16 protein-coding genes are annotated in these 17,829 nt (G+C 63.2%); 10 read left to right on the top strand and 6 right to left on the bottom strand.

What is annotated here, in order from left to right:
- Positions 1-27: 27 nt before the first annotated feature.
- On the bottom strand, positions 28-1,524 hold the full coding sequence (glpK, locus tag AC6H34_RS00330; protein ID WP_497537549.1) for a glycerol kinase GlpK: 1,497 nt from the start codon (positions 1,522-1,524) through the stop codon (positions 28-30).
- Positions 1,525-1,609: 85 nt separating this feature from the next.
- Entirely contained in the window at positions 1,610-3,127 is a 1,518-nt protein-coding gene (gene glpD / locus AC6H34_RS00325) for a glycerol-3-phosphate dehydrogenase (protein ID WP_497539828.1), read from the bottom strand.
- Between the two features lie 574 nt (positions 3,128-3,701).
- On the opposite strand from glpD, the gene AC6H34_RS00320 reads away from it, so the two are divergent.
- The 8 genes from AC6H34_RS00320 (at position 3,702) to AC6H34_RS00285 (ending at position 11,538) form a co-directional block, all read left to right on the top strand.
- Positions 3,702-4,514, top strand: a complete 813-nt coding sequence (locus AC6H34_RS00320; RefSeq protein WP_448146706.1) for a DeoR/GlpR family DNA-binding transcription regulator — start codon at positions 3,702-3,704, stop codon at positions 4,512-4,514.
- Between the two features lie 129 nt (positions 4,515-4,643).
- Positions 4,644-5,720 carry an ABC transporter ATP-binding protein gene (locus tag AC6H34_RS00315; protein ID WP_448146707.1) on the top strand — a complete coding sequence of 359 codons (1,077 nt, stop codon included), beginning with the start codon at positions 4,644-4,646 and terminating at the stop codon, positions 5,718-5,720.
- Positions 5,721-5,728: 8 nt separating this feature from the next.
- Positions 5,729-6,811 (top strand): ABC transporter ATP-binding protein, encoded by a 1,083-nt coding sequence (locus AC6H34_RS00310; protein WP_497537548.1) that lies wholly within the window; start codon positions 5,729-5,731, stop codon positions 6,809-6,811.
- Complete coding sequence (locus tag AC6H34_RS00305) at positions 6,811-7,704, top strand: carbohydrate ABC transporter permease (protein ID WP_448146709.1); 894 nt, start codon at positions 6,811-6,813, stop codon at positions 7,702-7,704. The genes AC6H34_RS00310 and AC6H34_RS00305 overlap by 1 nt, the downstream gene beginning before the upstream one ends.
- A complete protein-coding gene (locus AC6H34_RS00300; protein WP_497537547.1) occupies positions 7,701-8,498 on the top strand; it encodes a carbohydrate ABC transporter permease in 798 nt (265 codons plus the stop codon). The genes AC6H34_RS00305 and AC6H34_RS00300 overlap by 4 nt, the downstream gene beginning before the upstream one ends.
- 2 nt (positions 8,499-8,500) lie before the next feature.
- Positions 8,501-8,827 (top strand): DUF2160 domain-containing protein, encoded by a 327-nt coding sequence (locus AC6H34_RS00295; protein ID WP_448146711.1) that lies wholly within the window; start codon positions 8,501-8,503, stop codon positions 8,825-8,827.
- Between the two features lie 51 nt (positions 8,828-8,878).
- The gene (locus AC6H34_RS00290) at positions 8,879-10,624 is read left to right on the top strand and encodes an ABC transporter substrate-binding protein (RefSeq protein ID WP_448146712.1); all 1,746 of its coding nucleotides are present in this window, start codon (positions 8,879-8,881) and stop codon (positions 10,622-10,624) included.
- A gap of 101 nt (positions 10,625-10,725) precedes the next feature.
- Complete coding sequence (locus tag AC6H34_RS00285) at positions 10,726-11,538, top strand: tetratricopeptide repeat protein (RefSeq protein WP_497537546.1); 813 nt, start codon at positions 10,726-10,728, stop codon at positions 11,536-11,538.
- Here the strand turns inward: AC6H34_RS00285 and AC6H34_RS00280 are convergent.
- The 3 genes from AC6H34_RS00280 to AC6H34_RS00270 all read right to left on the bottom strand — a co-directional run bounded on the left by AC6H34_RS00280 (position 11,524) and on the right by AC6H34_RS00270 (position 14,821).
- Positions 11,524-12,237: a hypothetical protein gene (locus tag AC6H34_RS00280; RefSeq protein WP_497537545.1), complete on the bottom strand. Its 714-nt coding sequence runs from the start codon at positions 12,235-12,237 to the stop codon at positions 11,524-11,526. The genes AC6H34_RS00285 and AC6H34_RS00280 overlap by 15 nt on opposite strands.
- A 170-nt stretch (positions 12,238-12,407) precedes the next feature.
- On the bottom strand, positions 12,408-13,838 hold the full coding sequence (locus AC6H34_RS00275) for an aldehyde dehydrogenase family protein (protein ID WP_448146715.1): 1,431 nt from the start codon (positions 13,836-13,838) through the stop codon (positions 12,408-12,410).
- Between the two features lie 233 nt (positions 13,839-14,071).
- Positions 14,072-14,821: an SDR family oxidoreductase gene (locus AC6H34_RS00270; RefSeq protein ID WP_448146716.1), complete on the bottom strand. Its 750-nt coding sequence runs from the start codon at positions 14,819-14,821 to the stop codon at positions 14,072-14,074.
- 113 nt (positions 14,822-14,934) lie between these two features.
- Here AC6H34_RS00270 and AC6H34_RS00265 point away from each other — a divergent pair, with 113 nt between their 5' ends.
- Positions 14,935-15,855 carry a LysR family transcriptional regulator gene (locus tag AC6H34_RS00265; protein ID WP_497537544.1) on the top strand — a complete coding sequence of 307 codons (921 nt, stop codon included), beginning with the start codon at positions 14,935-14,937 and terminating at the stop codon, positions 15,853-15,855.
- 128 nt (positions 15,856-15,983) lie between these two features.
- Here AC6H34_RS00265 and AC6H34_RS00260 read toward each other — a convergent pair whose 3' ends face one another.
- Positions 15,984-16,376: a cupin domain-containing protein gene (locus tag AC6H34_RS00260; protein ID WP_497537543.1), complete on the bottom strand. Its 393-nt coding sequence runs from the start codon at positions 16,374-16,376 to the stop codon at positions 15,984-15,986.
- Between the two features lie 186 nt (positions 16,377-16,562).
- Between AC6H34_RS00260 and AC6H34_RS00255 the strand changes: the two genes are divergently transcribed.
- Positions 16,563-17,813, top strand: coding sequence for a sarcosine oxidase subunit beta family protein (locus tag AC6H34_RS00255; protein ID WP_497537542.1), 1,251 nt, complete (start codon positions 16,563-16,565; stop codon positions 17,811-17,813).
- The last annotated feature ends 16 nt before the right edge of the window (positions 17,814-17,829 follow it).

Here is a 17,829-nt window from a genome sequence, read left to right as displayed (position 1 = left end):
CTATCGAAGGCATGGCGCTCCGGCCTGCTACACCGCCCAGTCCAGCGACCGGTTGACGGCCTTGGTCCAAGCGGCGAACAGCTTGGCGCGCTGCCCCTCGTCCATGGTGGAGTGCCAGCGCCTGTCCACGCCCCAGTTGGTTACGATATCCTGCGTGGAGTTCCAGTATCCGGTGGCGAGGCCCGCGGCATAGGCGGCGCCGAGGGCGGTGGTTTCGATCACCTTTGGCCGGACCACCGGGACGTTCAAAATGTCGGCCTGGAACTGCATCAGCAGTTGGTTCACCACCATGCCGCCATCGGTACGCAGTTCCCTGATCTGCACTCCGGAGTCCCTGGTCATCGCGTCGAGGACCTCTCGTGTCTGGAAGGCCGTGGCCTCCAGGGCAGCGCGTGCGATATGCCCCTTGTTGGCGAATCGCGTCAGGCCGGCGATCACGCCGCGCGCGCTTTCCTTCCAGTGCGGGGCATAGAGGCCGGAGAAGGCCGGCACGAAATAGACATCGCCGTTGTCGGGTACCGAAGCGGCCAGCGTCTCGATCTCGGGCGCCGTCTTCACCAGCCCCAGATTGTCGCGCAGCCACTGGACCAGCGCGCCGGCGATCGCGATCGAGCCCTCCAAGGCATAGACCGCCTGCTGGTCGCCGAGCTTGTAGCCGAGCGTGGTGAGCAGGCCGAAATTGGAAGGGTAGGGCTTCTCGCCGGTATTCATCAGCATGAAGCAGCCGGTGCCGTACGTATTCTTGGCCTCGCCCGGCTGCAGGCAGGCCTGACCGAACAGCGCCGCCTGCTGGTCGCCGAGGATGCCGGCGACCGGCACGCCGGCCAGGATACCCCGCCCCTCGCCGTAGACCTCGCTCGAAGAACGGATCTGGGGCAGGCAGGCGCGCGGGATGCCGAACAGGCTCAGGATATCCTCGTCCCAATCCAGGGTTTCCAGATGCATCAACTGCGTGCGCGAGGCATTGGTGACGTCTGTAATATGGAGGCCGCCCTGCGTGCCGCCGGTAAGGTTCCAGAGCACCCAGCTGTCCAGGTTGCCGAAGAGGAGGTCGCCGGCCTCGGCAGCCTTCTGGGCGCCATCCACATGGTCGAGCAGCCAGCGCAGCTTCAGGCCGGAAAAGTAAGTGGCGAGCGGAAGTCCCGTCTTGGCCCGCAGCCTGTCCTTGCCGCCCTCCTTGCTGAGGCCGGCCACGAGCTGGTCGGTGCGGGTATCCATCCACACCACCGCGTTATGTACGGCGGCACCGGTCCTGCGGTTCCACAAGAGCGTGGTTTCCCGCTGGTTGGTGATGCCGACTGAGGCGAGATCGGCGGCGCTGAGACCCTTACGGGCCAGAGCGCCCGTAATCACGCTCTGTGTGTTGCGCCAGATTTCGGCCGGATCATGCTCGACCCACCCCGGTTTCGGGTAGAACTGCTCATGCTCCTTCTGGTCGAGCGAAATGATCTCGCCCTTGCGATCGAAGATGATGAAGCGCGTGCTCGTCGTTCCCTGGTCGAGCGAGCCCACATAACGAGACATCGTTTCCTCCCGCACCGTTTATCATGGCGCCGCCCGTCGCCCGGACGGGGCAGCTTCGGAGCCGACCTGAAGGTCGATGCTCCCATCAGGCTCCGGAGAGCACGACCCTCCGGCTCGCCAGATAGGCGTCGATTTCCCCGGCCACGCTCGCTGGCAGGTGCAGGCCGAGCTTGGACCGGCGCCAGAGGATGTCCTCTGACGTGATGGCCCACTCTTCTTCGACGAGGTAGTCGATTTCCGCTTGACTGAGTCCCAGGCCGAAATCCCGGCCAAGATCGGCGAGGCTGCTGGCCTTGCCGAGAAACCGCGTGGCACGGGTGCCATAGGCCCTGGCGAGACGCCGGGCAAGGGCAGGGGGCAGAAACGGCTTGTCCGCCTGGAGCCTGCGGATGAAGGCCTCGAGGTCGGCCGCGGGCATGTCCCCGCCGGGCAGGGGAGCATCGGCCGTCCAGGGCTTCCCTCTCGTACCCAGGATCTTCTCCACGTGCTGGAGCATGTGTTCCGACAGGCGGCGATAGGTTGTGATCTTGCCGCCGAAGATGTTGAGGAGCGGCGCGCCGGCGGCGTGCTCCTCCTTGATCACGTAGTCGCGCGTGGCGGCCTGTGCCGCGCTGGCCTTGTCGTCATACAGCGGGCGCACGCCCGAATAGGTCCAGACGATGTCGTCCGGGGTGACTGGCTTGCGGAAATACTCGCTGGCCGCCTTGCACAGATAGTCCGTTTCCTCCGGTGTGATCGCCACGCTGGCCGGATCACCCCTGTAGTCCTGGTCGGTCGTGCCGATCAGCGTGAAGTCGTCTTCGTAGGGAATGGCGAAGATGATGCGGCCGTCCGGGTTCTGGAAGATGTAGCACCGATCGTGCTCAAACATCTTCCTCACCACGATATGGCTGCCCTGCACCAGGCGGACCTGATGGGGTTCGTTGTGGGAGAGTACGCCTTCCATCACGGCGTCCACCCAAGGTCCCGCGGCATTGATGATGAGCCGGGCGGCGACTTCGTTCTCCGCGCCGCTGCGCTCGTCACGCAGGCGAACGCGCCAGAGGCCGTTCTCCTGACGGGCCGAGACAACCTTGCAGCGGGTGCGGACCAGGGCTCCGCGGTCGGCGGCGTCGCGGGCGTTGAGCGCCACGAACCGGGCATCGTTCACCCAGCAGTCCGAATATTCGAACGCCTTGGCGAATATCGGCTTGAGGGGCTTGCCCGTTTCGTCCGTGCGCAGGTCCAGCGTGCGGGTTGCCGGGAGCTTCTTGCGCCCACCGATATGGTCGTAGAGGAACAGGCCGAGGCGCAGCATCCAGGCCGGGCGCAGGCCCTTGAAGTAGGGCAGCACGAAGCGTAGCGGACGGATGAGGTGCGGGGCGTTGCGCCACAGGATCTCGCGTTCCATCAGCGCTTCGCGGACGAGCCGGAACTCGTAATACTCCAGATAGCGCAGGCCGCCATGGATTAGCTTGGTCGCCTTGGACGAGGTGCCGCTCGCAAGGTCGTTCATCTCGGCCAGGTGCACCTTGTAGCCGCGCCCCGCTGCGTCGCGGGCGATGCCGCAGCCATTGACGCCGCCGCCAATGATGAAGACGTCGAAGGGGGCATCCGCCGTCATGGCCGAAGCGCCGGATTGAGGATGTGTCATGGCAGTCCGCCGCAGCTGTCCGAGTTCCACCGAAAATCGCAATGCCGTTCGCCGGCTGTCGGAACAGTCGTAATCACGGCGCCCCCTCCCTGTCAGGAACCGCCAAGATTGCGATCCCGGTCCTCGACGGTGTTGCCCACCATACGAAGTTCGTACGCGGTATCTTTATGTTCGTTTTTTCCTCACTTCCAGCGAAAAACGAAAACGCATGCTCTTTCATCGAAAAGCGCCGATCGCGAACAAGCCATAAAAGGTAATTTAATACCGTTATTACAACTGACGCGAAGCCAGACCGATGGGTTGGGCTGCCTCTGCCGCCTTGCATTGATAAGATTCGCATCTTTTTTCAAAACAAGCGATCATAACGAAAAGGCGAGTGAATGGGAGGAAGGAGGTCCTTCAATGGGAGGCGACGTCGATCGCTGCGGTGATCCGGATGGGAGATGTTCCGTCCTGTGCGGTTTTTCCTTGCCTCATGGCGTCGGGTCGTGGTGCCAGAGCCACCCAGCCCTTTCCTTGCCTCTGACCCGGATGAAATAGCACCATGGCCCTGCCCAGTTCGAAAACCACCGCCCGCAGGCAGCAGGAGATCGTCGAATGGCTGCGAATCAAGGGGCGCGCGACGGTCGAGGATCTGGCCGCTCATTTCAAGGTGACGCCCCAGACCATCCGGCGCGACCTCAATGACCTGAGCAAGGCGCAGATCATCGTGCGCGTGCATGGCGGCGCCATGGTCTCGTCCGGGGTGGTCAACCTCAGCTATGAAGCCCGAAAGATGATTGCGGGCGAGCAGAAGAAGCGCATTGGCGAGGTCGCGGCCGCTCTTATTCCCGATCATTCCACCGTTTTCATCAATATAGGCACCACTACGGAAGAAGTGGCCCGTGCGCTCGCAGGCCACAAGGGGCTGCTCGTCATCACCAACAACCTGCATGTGGCCGCTGATCTCTACCGTATGGAGGGAATCAACGTTCTCGTGCTGGGCGGATCCGTCCGCCAGTCGGATGGCGGTATCGTGGGGGCGCAGGTCGTCGACATGATCGGCCAGTTCCGGGCGGACCTCGCCATTGTCGGCACGTCCGCCATCGATCCCGACGGCACCCTTCTCGACTACGACATCTTCGAGGTACAGGCCTCGCGCGCCATCATCGAGCACGCCCGCAAGGTCATCCTGGTGGCCGACAGCAGCAAATTCGCCCGTTCCGCACCGGTGCGCGTCACGCATCTGAGCGAGATCGACCTGTTCGTCACCGATCGACTGCCGACGGCGACCTTCGCCGACCTCTGTCGCCAGCACAAGGTCGAAGTGATCGAGACTGGCGGCGAATCGGACCTCGACGGCGAAGACGGCGAGTGATTTTCCTTTTCATTCTGGTGATCGTTTTATTCGCTTGCGGACGTTTTGATTTTCGCTCATAACTCGCAATGATTGAAGGAAGGAACGGGCCGCACGCGAGACGGCCGTCCTGAGCGGGGGAAGCGTAACGTGGGTCTTACGCTCGAGAATGTCGGCAAGATGGTTGGCGCGGAGACGCATATCTCCGACGTGTCGCTGAATCTTGAGAGCGGATCGCTCAACGTGCTGCTCGGGCCGACGCTTGCGGGAAAGACCTCGCTGATGCGTCTTATGGCGGGGCTGGACCGGCCGACGACGGGGCGGGTGATCGTCGACGGCAAGGACGTGACGGGCGCCCATGTGCGCACCCGCTCGGTCGCCATGGTCTACCAGCAATTCATCAATTACCCGGCTCTCAGTGTCTACGAGAACATCGCGTCGCCGTTACGGGTGAAGAAGCGTCCCGCCGCGGAGATCGATGCGGAGGTACGAAAGGCCGCCCGTCTCCTGAAACTCGAAGGGATGCTCGACCGCACGCCCCTGCAGCTTTCGGGCGGGCAGCAGCAGCGCACTGCGATTGCCCGTGCCATCGTGAAGCGCGCCGATCTCGTCCTCCTCGACGAGCCGCTCGCCAATCTGGACTACAAGCTCCGCGAGGAACTGCGCGAGGAGTTGCCGCGCATCTTCGAGGCCTCGGGCGCTGTCTTCGTCTATGCCACGACGGAACCGCAGGAGGCCTTGCTGCTGGGCGGCAACACCGCCACGCTGTGGCAGGGCCGCATTTCCCAGTTCGGGCGCACCATCGAAGTCTATCGCCGTCCGGGCGACCTCACCACGGCGCAGGTCTTTTCAGATCCGCCGATGAACGTGTTCGGCGTGCAGAAGCAGGGTCAAAGCCTGCGGCTACCTTCCGGGGAAGCGATACCGGCCACGGGAAGCACAGCCGGCCTTGCCGATGGTTCCTATCGCCTGGGCATACGGCCCAACCATCTCCTCCTGGAGGCACCGGGGGGCGATGCGCTGCGCCTGCCCTCGATCGTCTCCGTGACCGAGATTTCAGGTTCCGAGAGCTTCGTGCATGCCGACTATCACGATCACCGGTTCGTCGCCCTGGTGCAGGGCGTGCGGGAGATCGTGCCCGGCGCCCCGATCGATCTCTTCGTATCGCCTTCGCGGCTGTTCGTCTTCGATGCGGCAGGGCGGCTCGCCGCCGCGCCGGTAACCTAGGAGGGACCATGGCCGAGATCACGCTGAAATCGCTCGCCCATTCCTACAAGGCGGTCCCGTCCCAGCCCTCTGACTACGCGCTCAAGAAAATCGACCATGTCTGGAAGCAGGGCGGCGCCTATGCGCTGCTCGGGCCCTCGGGTTGCGGAAAGACGACGCTGCTCAACATCATCTCGGGGCTGGTGACGCCGAGCGAGGGAGCGGTGCTGTTCGACGGACGTGATGTGACGCGCCTTCCCACTGAAAAGCGCAACATCGCCCAAGTCTTCCAGTTCCCGGTGATCTACGACACCATGACGGTCGCCCAGAACCTCGCCTTCCCGTTGAAGAACCGGGGTATGGCGCGACCGGACATCGACAGGCGCGTCGGCGAGATCGCGGCGCTGCTCGATCTCGAGAAGGACCTGGACAAGCGCGCGCGGGGCCTGACGGCCGATGCCAAGCAGAAGATCTCGCTCGGCCGCGGCCTCGTCCGTCCGGACGTGGCGGCCGTGCTGTTCGACGAGCCGCTCACGGTGATCGACCCGGTCCTGAAATGGGAGCTGCGCTCCAAGTTGAAGGCCCTTCACCGTCGGCTCGACATCACCATGATCTATGTCACGCACGACCAGACGGAGGCACTGACCTTCGCGGATACCGTCGTGGTGATGCATGACGGTGCGGTCGTGCAGATGGGTACGCCCGCCGAACTGTTCGAGAAGCCTGCCCACACCTTCGTCGGCTACTTCATCGGCTCGCCAGGCATGAACCTGATCAGGGCTTCCGTCGAAGGACAGGTGGCGCGAGCGGGTTCGGTGACCATTCCGCTCGGGCGAGCCTATCGCACTCTGCCGGCCGGAGAAGTCGAGGTCGGCATACGGCCCGAACATGCCCTCCTCGCAAGGCCGGGACAGGGCCTTCCGGTCAGCGTCAAGCGCATCGATGATTTGGGAGCCCGTCGCATGGCCCGTGTGGATCTGGGTGGAACGCCCATCATCGTGACGGCTCCGGAGGGGCTGGAACTGGCAGGCGCCGAGGCAAGCATGGTGTTCGATCCGCGCAACCTGCACGTCTATGCGGTCGGCGTTCGGGTGGAAGGGGAGGCGGCCTGATGGAAAAGCCGCTCAACAACCGCGCCTGGTTCTTCGTCCTGCCCGTGCTGCTGATCGTCGCCTTCTCGGCGGTGATCCCGCTGATGACGGTGGTGAACTATTCGGTGCAGGACACCTTCGGCAACAACGAGTTCTTCTGGAACGGCATCGGCTGGTACCAGGAATTGCTGGACGGCACCACCGATCTCGGAAGCCGGTTTCGCGACAGCCTTCTGCGCAACCTTCTGTTTTCCGCCATCATCCTGGTGATCGAGGTGCCGCTCGGCATCCTCGTGGCGCTGTGCATGCCCCGCAAGGGTGTGGCGGTCGCCTTCTGCCTCGTTACCATGTCCCTACCGCTCCTGATTCCGTGGAACGTCGTCGGGACGATCTGGCAGATCTTTGCCCGCGAGGACATCGGTCTTCTCGGCTACGCGCTCAATCACTGGCTGGGGCTCAACTTCAACTATGTGAGCGATCCGATATCCGCTTGGGCCACGGTGGTGGTGATGGATGTATGGCATTGGACCTCGCTCGTGGCGCTGCTGTGCTATGCCGGCCTCGTCTCGATCCCGGATGCCTATTACCAGGCCGCCCGCATCGACGGGGCCTCGCGCTGGGCGATCTTCACCAACATACAGCTTCCCAAGATGCGCCGCGTGCTGCTGATCGCCGTGCTGCTGCGCTTCATGGACAGCTTCATGATCTATACCGAACCCTTCGTCGTGACCGGCGGCGGTCCGGGCAATTCCACCACCTTCATCTCGATCGAACTGGTGAAGTTCGCGCTCGGCCAGTTTGACCTCGGCAAGGCCGCAGCGCTGTCGCTTGTCTACAACCTGATCATCCTCGGGGCTTGCTGGGTCTTCTACACGATCATGGTCAACGTCGATGCGGAAAGGAAACCGTCATGAAGGGCCGTTCCGTCATCATGGCCGTGTACATCGTCTGCATCCTCTTGCCCATCTACTGGCTCGTGAACATGAGCCTCAAGACGAACACCGAGATCGTCTCCTCGATGACACTCTTTCCGCAGACGCTCAATTTCGACAATTACATCAAGATCTTCACGGATGAATCCTGGTATTCGGGCTATATCAACTCGCTTACCTATGTGGTGATCAATACGGTTCTGTCGATCGTGCTGGCGCTGCCGGCCGCCTACGCCTTCTCGCGCTACCGCTTCATCGGCGACAAGCACCTGTTCTTCTGGCTGCTTTCCAACCGCATGGCGCCGGCGGCCGTGTTCGCCCTGCCGTTCTTCAATCTTTACTCGGCGGTCGGCCTGTTCGACACGCCCTGGGCCGTGGCTCTCGCGCATTGCCTGTTCAACGTGCCGCTGGCGGTGTGGATCCTTGAAGGTTTCATGTCCGGCGTGCCGCGCGAGATCGACGAGACCGCCTATCTCGACGGGTATTCCTTCCCCCGCTTCTTCGTGAAGATCTACATCCCGCTCATCGCCTCGGGCATCGGCGTGACCGCCTTCTTCTGCTTCATGTTCTCGTGGGTGGAACTCCTGCTGGCCCGCACCCTGACGAGCGTCGACGCCAAGCCGATCGCCGCCACCATGACGCGCACCGTCTCCGCTTCCGGCATGGACTGGGGCCTGCTGGCGGCTGCCGGTGTGCTCACCATCATCCCGGGCGCCATCGTGATCTGGTTCGTGCGGAACTACATCGCCAAGGGCTTCGCCCTGGGGAGGGTGTGACCATGGAAACGCTCCAAACGCTGTGGACCACGCTCAGCGCTCCCGAGTCCTATGCCTGGATGGCCTGGACCTGGCAGGTGGCGCTGTTCTTCGCCACCATCGCGCTGCTTCTGGTGATTTTCACGCTCCTGGCCGTCTTCCGCCCGGAAACGCCCCGGCGCGGTATCCTGGCGATCGCGACGACGCGCGGCGACAGGCTGTTCATCTCGCTGCTGGGAGCAGCTTTCATCCATGTGTTCTGGCTGGCCCTGGCGCCGGCGGAGGCCGACCTGTGGTGGGCCTCGATCATCTCGCTTCTCTTTGCCGTGGGGGTCTTCCTGACGGTCTAGAGGGATAGGGAACGCCGGCCGCCATGCCGGCAATAATGGGGAGGAAAGACCATGCGCTCATCGATAAGGTGCACCGGCCTGTCAGCCGTTGCGCTCGCACTGATCCTAAGCTCCGTCCCGGCCTTTGCCGACGACGCGGCGATCAAGAAGTGGCTGCCTGAATTTCAGCCTTCCACGCTGACGCAGGATCAGCAGACGAAGGAACTCGAGTGGTTCGCCAAGGCAGCCGAACCCTTCAAGGGCATGGAGATCAACGTCGTCTCCGAAACGCTCACCACCCACGCCTATGAGTCGAAGACACTGGCCAAGGCCTTCGAGGAAATCACCGGCATCAAGGTGCGCCACGACGTCATCCAGGAAGGCGACGTCGTCGAGAAGATCCAGACCCAGATGCAGTCCGGCAAGAACATCTACGACGGCTGGATCAACGACTCCGACTTCATCGGTACCCATTTCCGTTACGGCCAGGCCGTCGACCTGACGGACTACATGGCCGGCGAGGGCAAGGATGTCACCAATCCCGGCCTCGACGTCGACGACTATATCGGAAAATCGTTCACCACCGCGCCGAACGGCCACCTTTACCAGTTGCCCGACCAGCAATTCGCCAACCTCTACTGGTTCCGGTATGACTGGTTCACCAATCCGGACTACAAGGCCAAGTTCAAGGCCAAGTATGGCTATGACCTCGGCGTGCCCGTGAACTGGTCGGCCTATGAGGATATCGCCGACTTCTTCACCAACGACATCGGCACCATCGACGGCGTCAAGGTCTACGGCCATATGGACTATGGCAAGAAGGATCCCTCGCTCGGCTGGCGCTTTACCGACGCCTGGCTCTCGATGGCGGGCAACGGTGACAAGGGCCTTCCGAACGGCCTGCCCGTCGACGAGTGGGGCATCCGCATGGAAGGCTGCCGGCCCGTCGGGTCCGACGTTGCCCGCGGCGGTGACGTGAACGGACCGGCTGCCGTCTACTCCATCACCAAATATTTGGAATGGCTGAAGAAATATGCTCCGCCGAATGCGCAGGGCATGACCTTCTCCGAATCCGGTCCGGTGCCGTCCCAAGGCAATATCGCCCAGCAGGTGTTCTGGTACACTGCCTTCACCGCCGACATGGTCAAGCCCGGGCTGCCCGTCATGAATGACAACGGCACCCCGAAATGGCGCATGGCCCCGTCGCCGCACGGCACCTACTGGAAGGACGGCATGAAGCTTGGCTACCAGGACGTGGGTTCGGCCACGCTGCTGAAGTCTACGCCGCCCGATCGCAGGAAGGCCGCCTGGCTCTACCTGCAGTTCATCAACGCCAAGACAGTGTCGCTGAAGAAGAGCCATGTCGGCCTCACCTTCACCCGTGAGAGCGACATCTGGGACAAGAGCTTCACCGACCGCGCCCCCCAACTCGGCGGCCTGATCGAGTTCTACCGTTCGCCGGCTCGCGTGCAGTGGACGCCGACCGGCAACAACGTGCCGGACTACCCCAAGCTCGCGCAGCTCTGGTGGCAGAACATCGGTGACGCTGCTTCCGGCGCCAAGACGCCGCAGCAGGCCATGGACAGTCTCGCCGCCGCACAGGACTCCGTGATGGCGCGCCTTGAAAAGTCGGGCGTCCAGGGCGAGTGCGGTCCCAAGCTGAACCCCAAGACCTCGATGGAGCATTGGGTCGAGGAAGCCAAGAAGAACGGCACCATCGCCCCGCAGGCCAAGCTGGACAACGAAAAGCCCAAGGGCGAAACCATCGACTACGATACGCTGATCAAGTCCTGGCCGGCCAATCCGCCCAAGAAGTGATCTGCACCGACGACGAGAAGAGGCCGGGAAAACCCGGCCTTTTTTCTTTGGATGAGATTGCGATACTGCGGTCGGTCAGTGGGGTGGTTCGGAGACAGCGCATGGAGACCGGTTCCGGGAGCCTCGACATCGTGAGGCGCGCCATCGCGGCATTCAATGCCGGGCGGCCCGGCGAGGCACTGCAATTGTGCGATGCCGGTCTGCGCGGCGCGCCGCGCGATCGTGCGCTCAATCACCTGGTCGCGGCCATCAGCCTCGCCGCGGGAGATGTCGCGAGAGCCGAGGCTGCCATCGGGCTCGCACTTGCGGGCGGAACTGGCAGCGCGCCGCAGCATCTGCTGGCCGCGCGCATCCTCGCGGCCGCGGGAAAGCCGGTGCCGGCACTCCAGCATTGCGAGAAGGCGATTTCGATGGGGGCCTCGCCGGAGGCCCTGCTGGAGCAGGCGCGCCTTCTGACGGCTCTTGGTGATGCCAGGGCAATGGCGGCATGGCAGGCCGTGCTGAAGTCCAGTCCCCGGTCCGGCGAAGCCAAGGCGCGCCTGGGCAGGCTGCTTTGGGAAATCGGCAAGGCCGGAGACGCTGTCCAGTGGCTGGCGCAGGCCGCCGACGATGACGCCCCTGCTTCCGTCTGGTTCGATCTGGGCAATGCCTGCGGAGATCTCAGGGAGTGGGATCGGGCCGCCGGCGCCTTCCACAAGGCCCTGCTCCTGCGCCCCGATTTCGCCGAGGCGGCCGTCAATCTCGGGGCCGCCTTGCAGGAAACGGGCGACATCGAGGCCGCGATGGCGGCCTATCGGACCGCCTACCAGAAGAAACCCTCGACTTTTGGCATGATTGCCATGGCCCTGACGTCGGCGCCGACGGGCCGGCTTTGTCTGGATGCCGCGAACCTGCGCAGGTTACTCGCGGCCTGAATGCCCCCGTCTGTCGCGGAACTGTTTTCGGTAGACGCCCGGCTTTGCCAGCACCTCGGCGACCGTGGATTCATAGGCTGTCCGCTTGGCGCCATCCAGCCGTTCGAAGACGAGTTGGGGAACCTGGCGCGGCACGGGAATGCATTGCGCCACCGGCGTGCCGCGCGGCAGGACGCCCTTGAAACCGCGATCGGTCCAGACAGCCGGGAAATTGATGCCGCCGTCATGAAATAGATCCGCGTCGACCAGACCCGTAATCAGGCGGAATGGCAGGTCGTCACGGTTGATGGGATGGAGGGCGAGCAGCGACCAGCCCTCCTCGAGCTCTATCGTCCAGAAACTGTTGAACTTGAGGGCGGCATGCCCGTCTGCGAAGGGAGCGCCGGCCAGTTGCGAGGGGGGATGGAAGCTGAGCGGCGCTCGCGGATGTCCCTTGCTCGCTGGTTGGGGAATGCGCCAGTCCCAGGAGAACACGCCGTCCTCGACCAGGATGTCGCAGGGCAGGGTGATGATGAAACCGTGGGTCATGGCGTCCACGAAAGGCGGACATTGCTTCACGGTCCGGATCTCGCGGTCGTGGATTTCGGAAAAGGCCTTGGCTGGCATCGCCCGCAACCAGGCAGGCAGAAGCTGGCGGGCCGGCTGAGGCCGGTCCAGATACGCTTCGAGGTGAGGATCGCAGCGAAAGACAACGCGCAAGGTTACGTCACCCTCGGAGAACGTTACGCCGGCATGTCAATCATGGCATCGTGATCGCCGAAGCCAGGATCCCCGTCTTCGAGCCTGCTCCGCGAAAGGAATAGAGCACTCCAGTGCGGAACTGAAGTCAAAAAAGGCCGGAAAGATCCGGCCTTTCGCGATCGGTCGCCTCACGCCGCCTCGTAACCGAGGATGCCCTTGGTCTCGAGAAAATCCTCCAGGCCATATTCTGCATATTCGCGCCCGTTGCCGGACTGCTTGTAGCCGCCGAAGGGGATGCCCGCATCCCAGGCCGGGTAGTTAATGTGGACGTTGCCCGTACGCATGCGCCGCGCCACGTCACGAGCCTTGTTCAGATCCTTGGTCTGCAGATAGGAGGCCAGGCCGTAGACGGTGTCGTTGGCCTGCTCGATGGCCTCTTCCACCTTGTCGTATGGCAGGATGGAGAGCACCGGCCCGAAGATTTCCTCGCGGGCGATGCGCATGTCCGACCTGACGTCGGCGAAAACAGTGGGGCGCACATAGTAGCCGCGATTGAGGTCCGCCGGTCGGCCGGGGCCGCCCGTGACGAGGGTGGCGCCCTCGGCGATGCCGCTCTCGATCAGGCCCTGGATCTTGTCGTACTGGATCTGGCTGACCACCGGTCCGAGATTGGTGCCCGAAGCGTCCGCGGCGCCGACCACGAATTTCTCCGCCGCCGTCTTTGCCAGTGCGGCCGCCTCGTCATGGCGATCGCGCGGGACGAACATGCGGGTGGGAGCATTGCAGGACTGGCCGCTGTTGCCGAAGCAGCCCTGGACGCCCTTGGGGACTGCCACGGAGAAGTCTACATCCGGGAACAGGATGTTGGCCGACTTGCCGCCGAGTTCCTGATGTACGCGCTTGACGGTGTTTGCCGCCGCCTTGGCGACCAGGATGCCCGCGCGGGTCGAACCGGTGAACGACATCATGTCGATGTCGGGATGGGCGGAGAGGGCTTCGCCGACTGTCGGGCCATCGCCGTTGACGAGATTGAACACACCCTTCGGCGTGCCGGCCTCGTCCATGATCTCCGCGAAGATGATGGCGTCGAGCGGTGCGATTTCACTGGGCTTGAGCACCATGGTGCAGCCCGCGGCGAGGGCCGGAGCGACCTTGCAGGTGATCTGGTTCAGCGGCCAGTTCCAGGGCGTGATCAGGCCGACGACGCCGATCGGTTCCTTCACCACCAGCGATGTGCCCTTGGTGTGCTGGAACTCGAAGGTCCTCAGGACTTCCGCCATCTTCTCGAGATGGGCGAGGCCGATGCCGACCTGAGCTTCCAGCGCGAACTTGCGGGGCGCACCCATCTCGCGGGAGACGGCGAGCGCGAGATCGTTGCTGCGCTTCTTGTAGATCTCGATGATGCGGTTGAGGAGTTCCAGGCGCTCTTCGCGCGAAGAGAAGCCGAAGGTCTCGAAGGCGCGACGGGCGGCTGCGACGGCCTTGTCGACGTCGGCCTTGGAGCCGAGGGATATCTGGGCGAAGGCATCTTCATTGGACGGATCGATCACGTCCAGCACCTTCGGAGACACGGGATCGACCCACGCTCCATCGATATAGAACTGCAAATTGTGGCTCATCGTTTGCTCCCTGTACGTGCTTGCGCGTGATATTTGCTTGAATATAGCGACCGCTTTTGCCTTTGCAAAAGGATTTTCAATCAGAAAACAGCGGCTTTCGAAAGGAAAAACATGCGGCGGTTTCGGCCTTTTCAAACGGAAAGCAATTCACTGCCACACTACCATACAGTCTGACAATATCGACGCGCAAGCGAGCGGCAGGTTCCGTCGGCGCCCTGCCGCTCCCGATCGGGTTACAACGTTCCCATGCCGCCGTCGATCATGATCTCGCTGCCGACCGTATAGGCTGCCTCGTCCGAGGCGAGGAATACCACCGCCTTGGCGATCTCGCTGGGCTCGCCGAAGCGGCCTGCCGGAACGAGGTTCTTGATGCCTTCGGCGACGTTCTTGAGATCGGTCTCCGAGAAGCCGAGCTTGCCGTACAGAGGCGTCGCCACCGGGCCGGGGCTCACGGCGTTGAGGCGGATGCCCCGCCCGATGAGTTCGCCCGAGAGCGTACGGATAAGCGATTGCAGGGCCGCCTTGGAGGCGGCGTAGACGCTGGAATTGGGCATGCCGATATGGGCGTTCACCGAGGTGTTCAGCACGATCGAGGCCGGGTTGGCGAGGATCGGCAGCAACGCCTGGATCAGGAAATAGGGGCCTTTCACATTGATGGCGAAGACGCGGTCGTAGTCGATTTCGGTCCACGCCTCGATCGGCTTGAGCAGGGCGATGCCGGCGTTGACGAAGAGGATGTCGAGCCCGCCGAATGCCTGCTCGAGAGTGTCGGCGACCTGCTTCTGGCCGGCCACGTCGGAGGCATCGGCCTTGATGACGAGGGCGCCTTCTCCCAATTCCCTGCGTGCGGCCTCCAGTGTCTCGGGATTGGTGCCGGTCACGGCGACGCGGGCACCTTCCTGGATGAACTGGCGGGCGGTTTCGAGGCCGATGCCGGTGGTGCCGCCGGTGATGAGAGCGCGTTTGCCTTTGAGTCTGTCCATGATCTTCGTGTCCTTCTGCTGGTCGGAATTCGATTGGCGACATGAATATGGCGCAGGGCGTAGGTTCGGACTATTCTGCTCAAAGCGGATCTATCTTCCGGAAAATCCGAACGATGAAACTGGATGGCATTGCGAGTTTCGTGGCGGTCGCCGACGCCGGCTCGATCAGCGAGGCGGCCCGCCTGTTGCGGTTGTCTAAATCCGTGGTCAGCGAAAGGCTGGGCGAGTTGGAAAGAAGCGTTGGGGCTAGGCTGCTCCACCGCACGACGCGCCGCCTGTCGATGACGGAGGATGGCGCGGCTTTCCTCGATCGTGCAAGACGTATCCTGCGGGAGGTGGAGGAGGCGGGCGCCGACCTCGCCGAGAGACGCGGTACGCTCACGGGGCCGATGCGCATCGCCGCGCCCATCACCTTCGGCAACATGCATCTGGGGCCGGCACTGTATCCGTTTCTCGCTGCCCATCCCCAGATCGAATTGACGCTCGACCTCGACGACCGCCGTGTCGACATAGCCTCCGGGGCATATGACGGAGTGATACGCCACGGCATCATCGATGATTCACGCCTGATGGTCTGGCGTCTCGCGCCGAGCCGGCGCTTCCTGGTGGCCTCGAACGACTATCTCGCACGATATGGCACACCGCGTTCGATCGCGGACCTGGACGATCACAGGGGCATTTTCTACACCAATCGGGGCGTGGCGGATTGGCGTTTCGTAGGCCCCGATGGTGCTCAGATCGTGCGAGCCCGCGTGGCATTGCGCGTCAACAATGGCGAAATGATTCGCGATGCGGCATTGGCGGGCCTCGGCATCGCCCTGTTGCCTGCATTCATCGCGGGGCCCGTCGTCCGGGCTGGCCGTCTGCGAATCATCGACGTCGGCATTCGGCCGGAGGGGGAGTCCGTCTTCCTCGCGCACCCCGAAGGGCGGCGTCCCTCCGCAAAATTACGGGCGCTGGCGGACCATCTGCGCCGGGCCTTCGGCGATCCGCCTTATTGGGAGGAGGGGTTGTCCAGCGTCGATCCTGCTTGATATGGGAGCTTCCCATGGGCAGCAGGATCCACGATGAGCGATCTTCCGTTGTCCCGGAGATCGAGCCCTCTCGGTTGGCAGCCCGTGCCGGTCGCCGCGCGTGGGGAAAGGCTGCCTTGACCTTCCCGCTAGTCGGCAAACTCGTAGATCACGTCTGAAAAGCGGCCGGCCGGGAAGACGTAAAGGAGTTTCAACTCGGTATCGAGCGCGTTGCGCAGCGAATGCCAGGCATTGCCGGGAATGAAGATGGCCGCTCCCTTGGTGACCGGGCTTTCCCTGCCGTCGATGGTGAGCACGCCGCTGCCTTCGAGGATTAGATAAAGCTCTGGCTCGGCGTGGCGATGGCGAGGATTGTCCCCCTTCGCAGGCAGCACCGCGATTCCCGCGCACAGGCTGTCGGTCGGCGTGATGTCCCCGCTGAACAGGGTATGCCAGGCTACGCTTCCCTTGGCAGGATCCTCCCAGAACTCGCGCGGCCGCTCCTCCTCCCGGGTGATGACGGGTTGCGATGTGCTGCTCATGGTGCCTCCGCGCGATGATACCGCATCCTTTTTGGGCCGCTGCGGCATTGATCCTCGATTCATCCATACTATGCTCGTAAGGCACTTGCGAACTCAGGAATAATCTTTCACTCTGGGTTAAATTCGTTTTATGCGTTCGTTCCCCATGATCCAGATCCCGCGACTTCATCCCCGGCAGGAAGCCTGATGCACTATTCCGTTTTTTCCCTGCTGAAGAATGCCCTCACCGGCCATCGCGGCTGGAAGCCGGCGTGGCGCGATGCCGAGCCGCGGCTTTCCTACGACGTCATCATCATCGGCGGTGGCGGCCATGGCCTCGCCACGGCCTACTACCTGGCCAAGGAGTTCGGCATCACCAATGTGGCGGTGCTGGAGAAGGGCTGGATCGGCGGTGGCAACGCCGGGCGCAATACCACCATCGTGCGTTCCAACTATCTCTTGCCCGGCAACATTCCGTTCTACGAGCATTCGATGAAGCTTTGGGAAGGGCTGGAGCAGGACTTCAACTACAATGCGATGATGAGCCAGCGCGGCGTGCTGAACCTGTACCATTCCGACGCCCAGCGCGATGCCTACGCCCGGCGCGGCAATGCCATGCGCCTGCACGGCGTGGACGCCGAACTGCTCGACCGGGACGACGTGAAGGCCATGGTGCCCTTCCTGAATTTCGACGATGCGCGTTTCCCCATCCAGGGCGGGCTGCTGCAGCGCCGCGGGGGCACGGCCCGCCACGATGCCGTCGCGTGGGGGTATGCCCGCGGCGCCAGCGATCGTGGCGTTGACATCGTGCAGAACTGCGAGGTGAAGGGTTTCGTGCGCGAGGGAGGCCGCATCGTCGGCGTCGAGACCACGCGCGGCACCCTGAGGGCGGGGAAGATCGGCATGGCCGTCGCCGGCAACACCTCCAAGGTCGGTGCCCTGGCAGGCCTTCGCCTGCCTATCGAGAGCCATGTTCTGCAGGCCTTCGTTTCCGAGGGATTGAAGCCCCTGATACCCGGCGTGATCACCTTCGGCGCCGGGCATTTCTATGTAAGCCAGTCCGACAAGGGCGGTCTCGTCTTCGGTGGCGATATCGACGGTTACAACTCCTATGCGCAGCGCGGAAATCTGCCCGTGGTGGAGGACGTCTGCGAGGGCGGGATGGCCTTGATGCCGATGATCGGCCGCCTTCGCCTGCTGCGCAGCTGGGGCGGCATCATGGACATGTCGATGGACGGTTCGCCCATCATCGACAAGAGCGGCATTGACGGCCTCTATCTGAATTGCGGCTGGTGCTATGGCGGCTTCAAGGCTACCCCCGCCTCGGGCTGGTGCTTCGCCCATCTCATCGCGAAGGACGAGCCTCACCAGGTCGCCAGGGCCTACCGGCTCGACCGCTTCGAGACAGGGGCGGTGATCGACGAGAAGGGCCAGGGTGCCCAACCCAATCTCCACTAGAGCAAGGCGCGATTTC

The organism is Labrys sp. ALF-8 (assembly GCF_059699065.1).
The sequence above is the reverse complement of the archived record's forward strand: the minus strand, read 5'-3'. Positions and strand labels throughout refer to the sequence as shown.

What these genes read in the sequence shown, in the direction of transcription:
- glpK (WP_497537549.1), bottom strand. Translation starts at nt 1,524, where the DNA reads ATGTCTCGTTATGTGGGCTCGCTCGACCAGGGAACGACGAGCACGCGC.
- glpD (WP_497539828.1), bottom strand. Translation starts at nt 3,127, where the DNA reads ATGACGGCGGATGCCCCCTTCGACGTCTTCATCATTGGCGGCGGCGTC.
- AC6H34_RS00320 (WP_448146706.1), top strand. Translation starts at nt 3,702, where the DNA reads ATGGCCCTGCCCAGTTCGAAAACCACCGCCCGCAGGCAGCAGGAGATC.
- AC6H34_RS00310 (WP_497537548.1), top strand. Translation starts at nt 5,729, where the DNA reads ATGGCCGAGATCACGCTGAAATCGCTCGCCCATTCCTACAAGGCGGTC.
- AC6H34_RS00305 (WP_448146709.1), top strand. Translation starts at nt 6,811, where the DNA reads ATGGAAAAGCCGCTCAACAACCGCGCCTGGTTCTTCGTCCTGCCCGTG.
- AC6H34_RS00300 (WP_497537547.1), top strand. Translation starts at nt 7,701, where the DNA reads ATGAAGGGCCGTTCCGTCATCATGGCCGTGTACATCGTCTGCATCCTC.
- AC6H34_RS00295 (WP_448146711.1), top strand. Translation starts at nt 8,501, where the DNA reads ATGGAAACGCTCCAAACGCTGTGGACCACGCTCAGCGCTCCCGAGTCC.
- AC6H34_RS00290 (WP_448146712.1), top strand. Translation starts at nt 8,879, where the DNA reads ATGCGCTCATCGATAAGGTGCACCGGCCTGTCAGCCGTTGCGCTCGCA.
- AC6H34_RS00285 (WP_497537546.1), top strand. Translation starts at nt 10,726, where the DNA reads ATGGAGACCGGTTCCGGGAGCCTCGACATCGTGAGGCGCGCCATCGCG.
- AC6H34_RS00275 (WP_448146715.1), bottom strand. Translation starts at nt 13,838, where the DNA reads ATGAGCCACAATTTGCAGTTCTATATCGATGGAGCGTGGGTCGATCCC.
- AC6H34_RS00270 (WP_448146716.1), bottom strand. Translation starts at nt 14,821, where the DNA reads ATGGACAGACTCAAAGGCAAACGCGCTCTCATCACCGGCGGCACCACC.
- AC6H34_RS00265 (WP_497537544.1), top strand. Translation starts at nt 14,935, where the DNA reads ATGAAACTGGATGGCATTGCGAGTTTCGTGGCGGTCGCCGACGCCGGC.
- AC6H34_RS00260 (WP_497537543.1), bottom strand. Translation starts at nt 16,376, where the DNA reads ATGAGCAGCACATCGCAACCCGTCATCACCCGGGAGGAGGAGCGGCCG.
- AC6H34_RS00255 (WP_497537542.1), top strand. Translation starts at nt 16,563, where the DNA reads ATGCACTATTCCGTTTTTTCCCTGCTGAAGAATGCCCTCACCGGCCAT.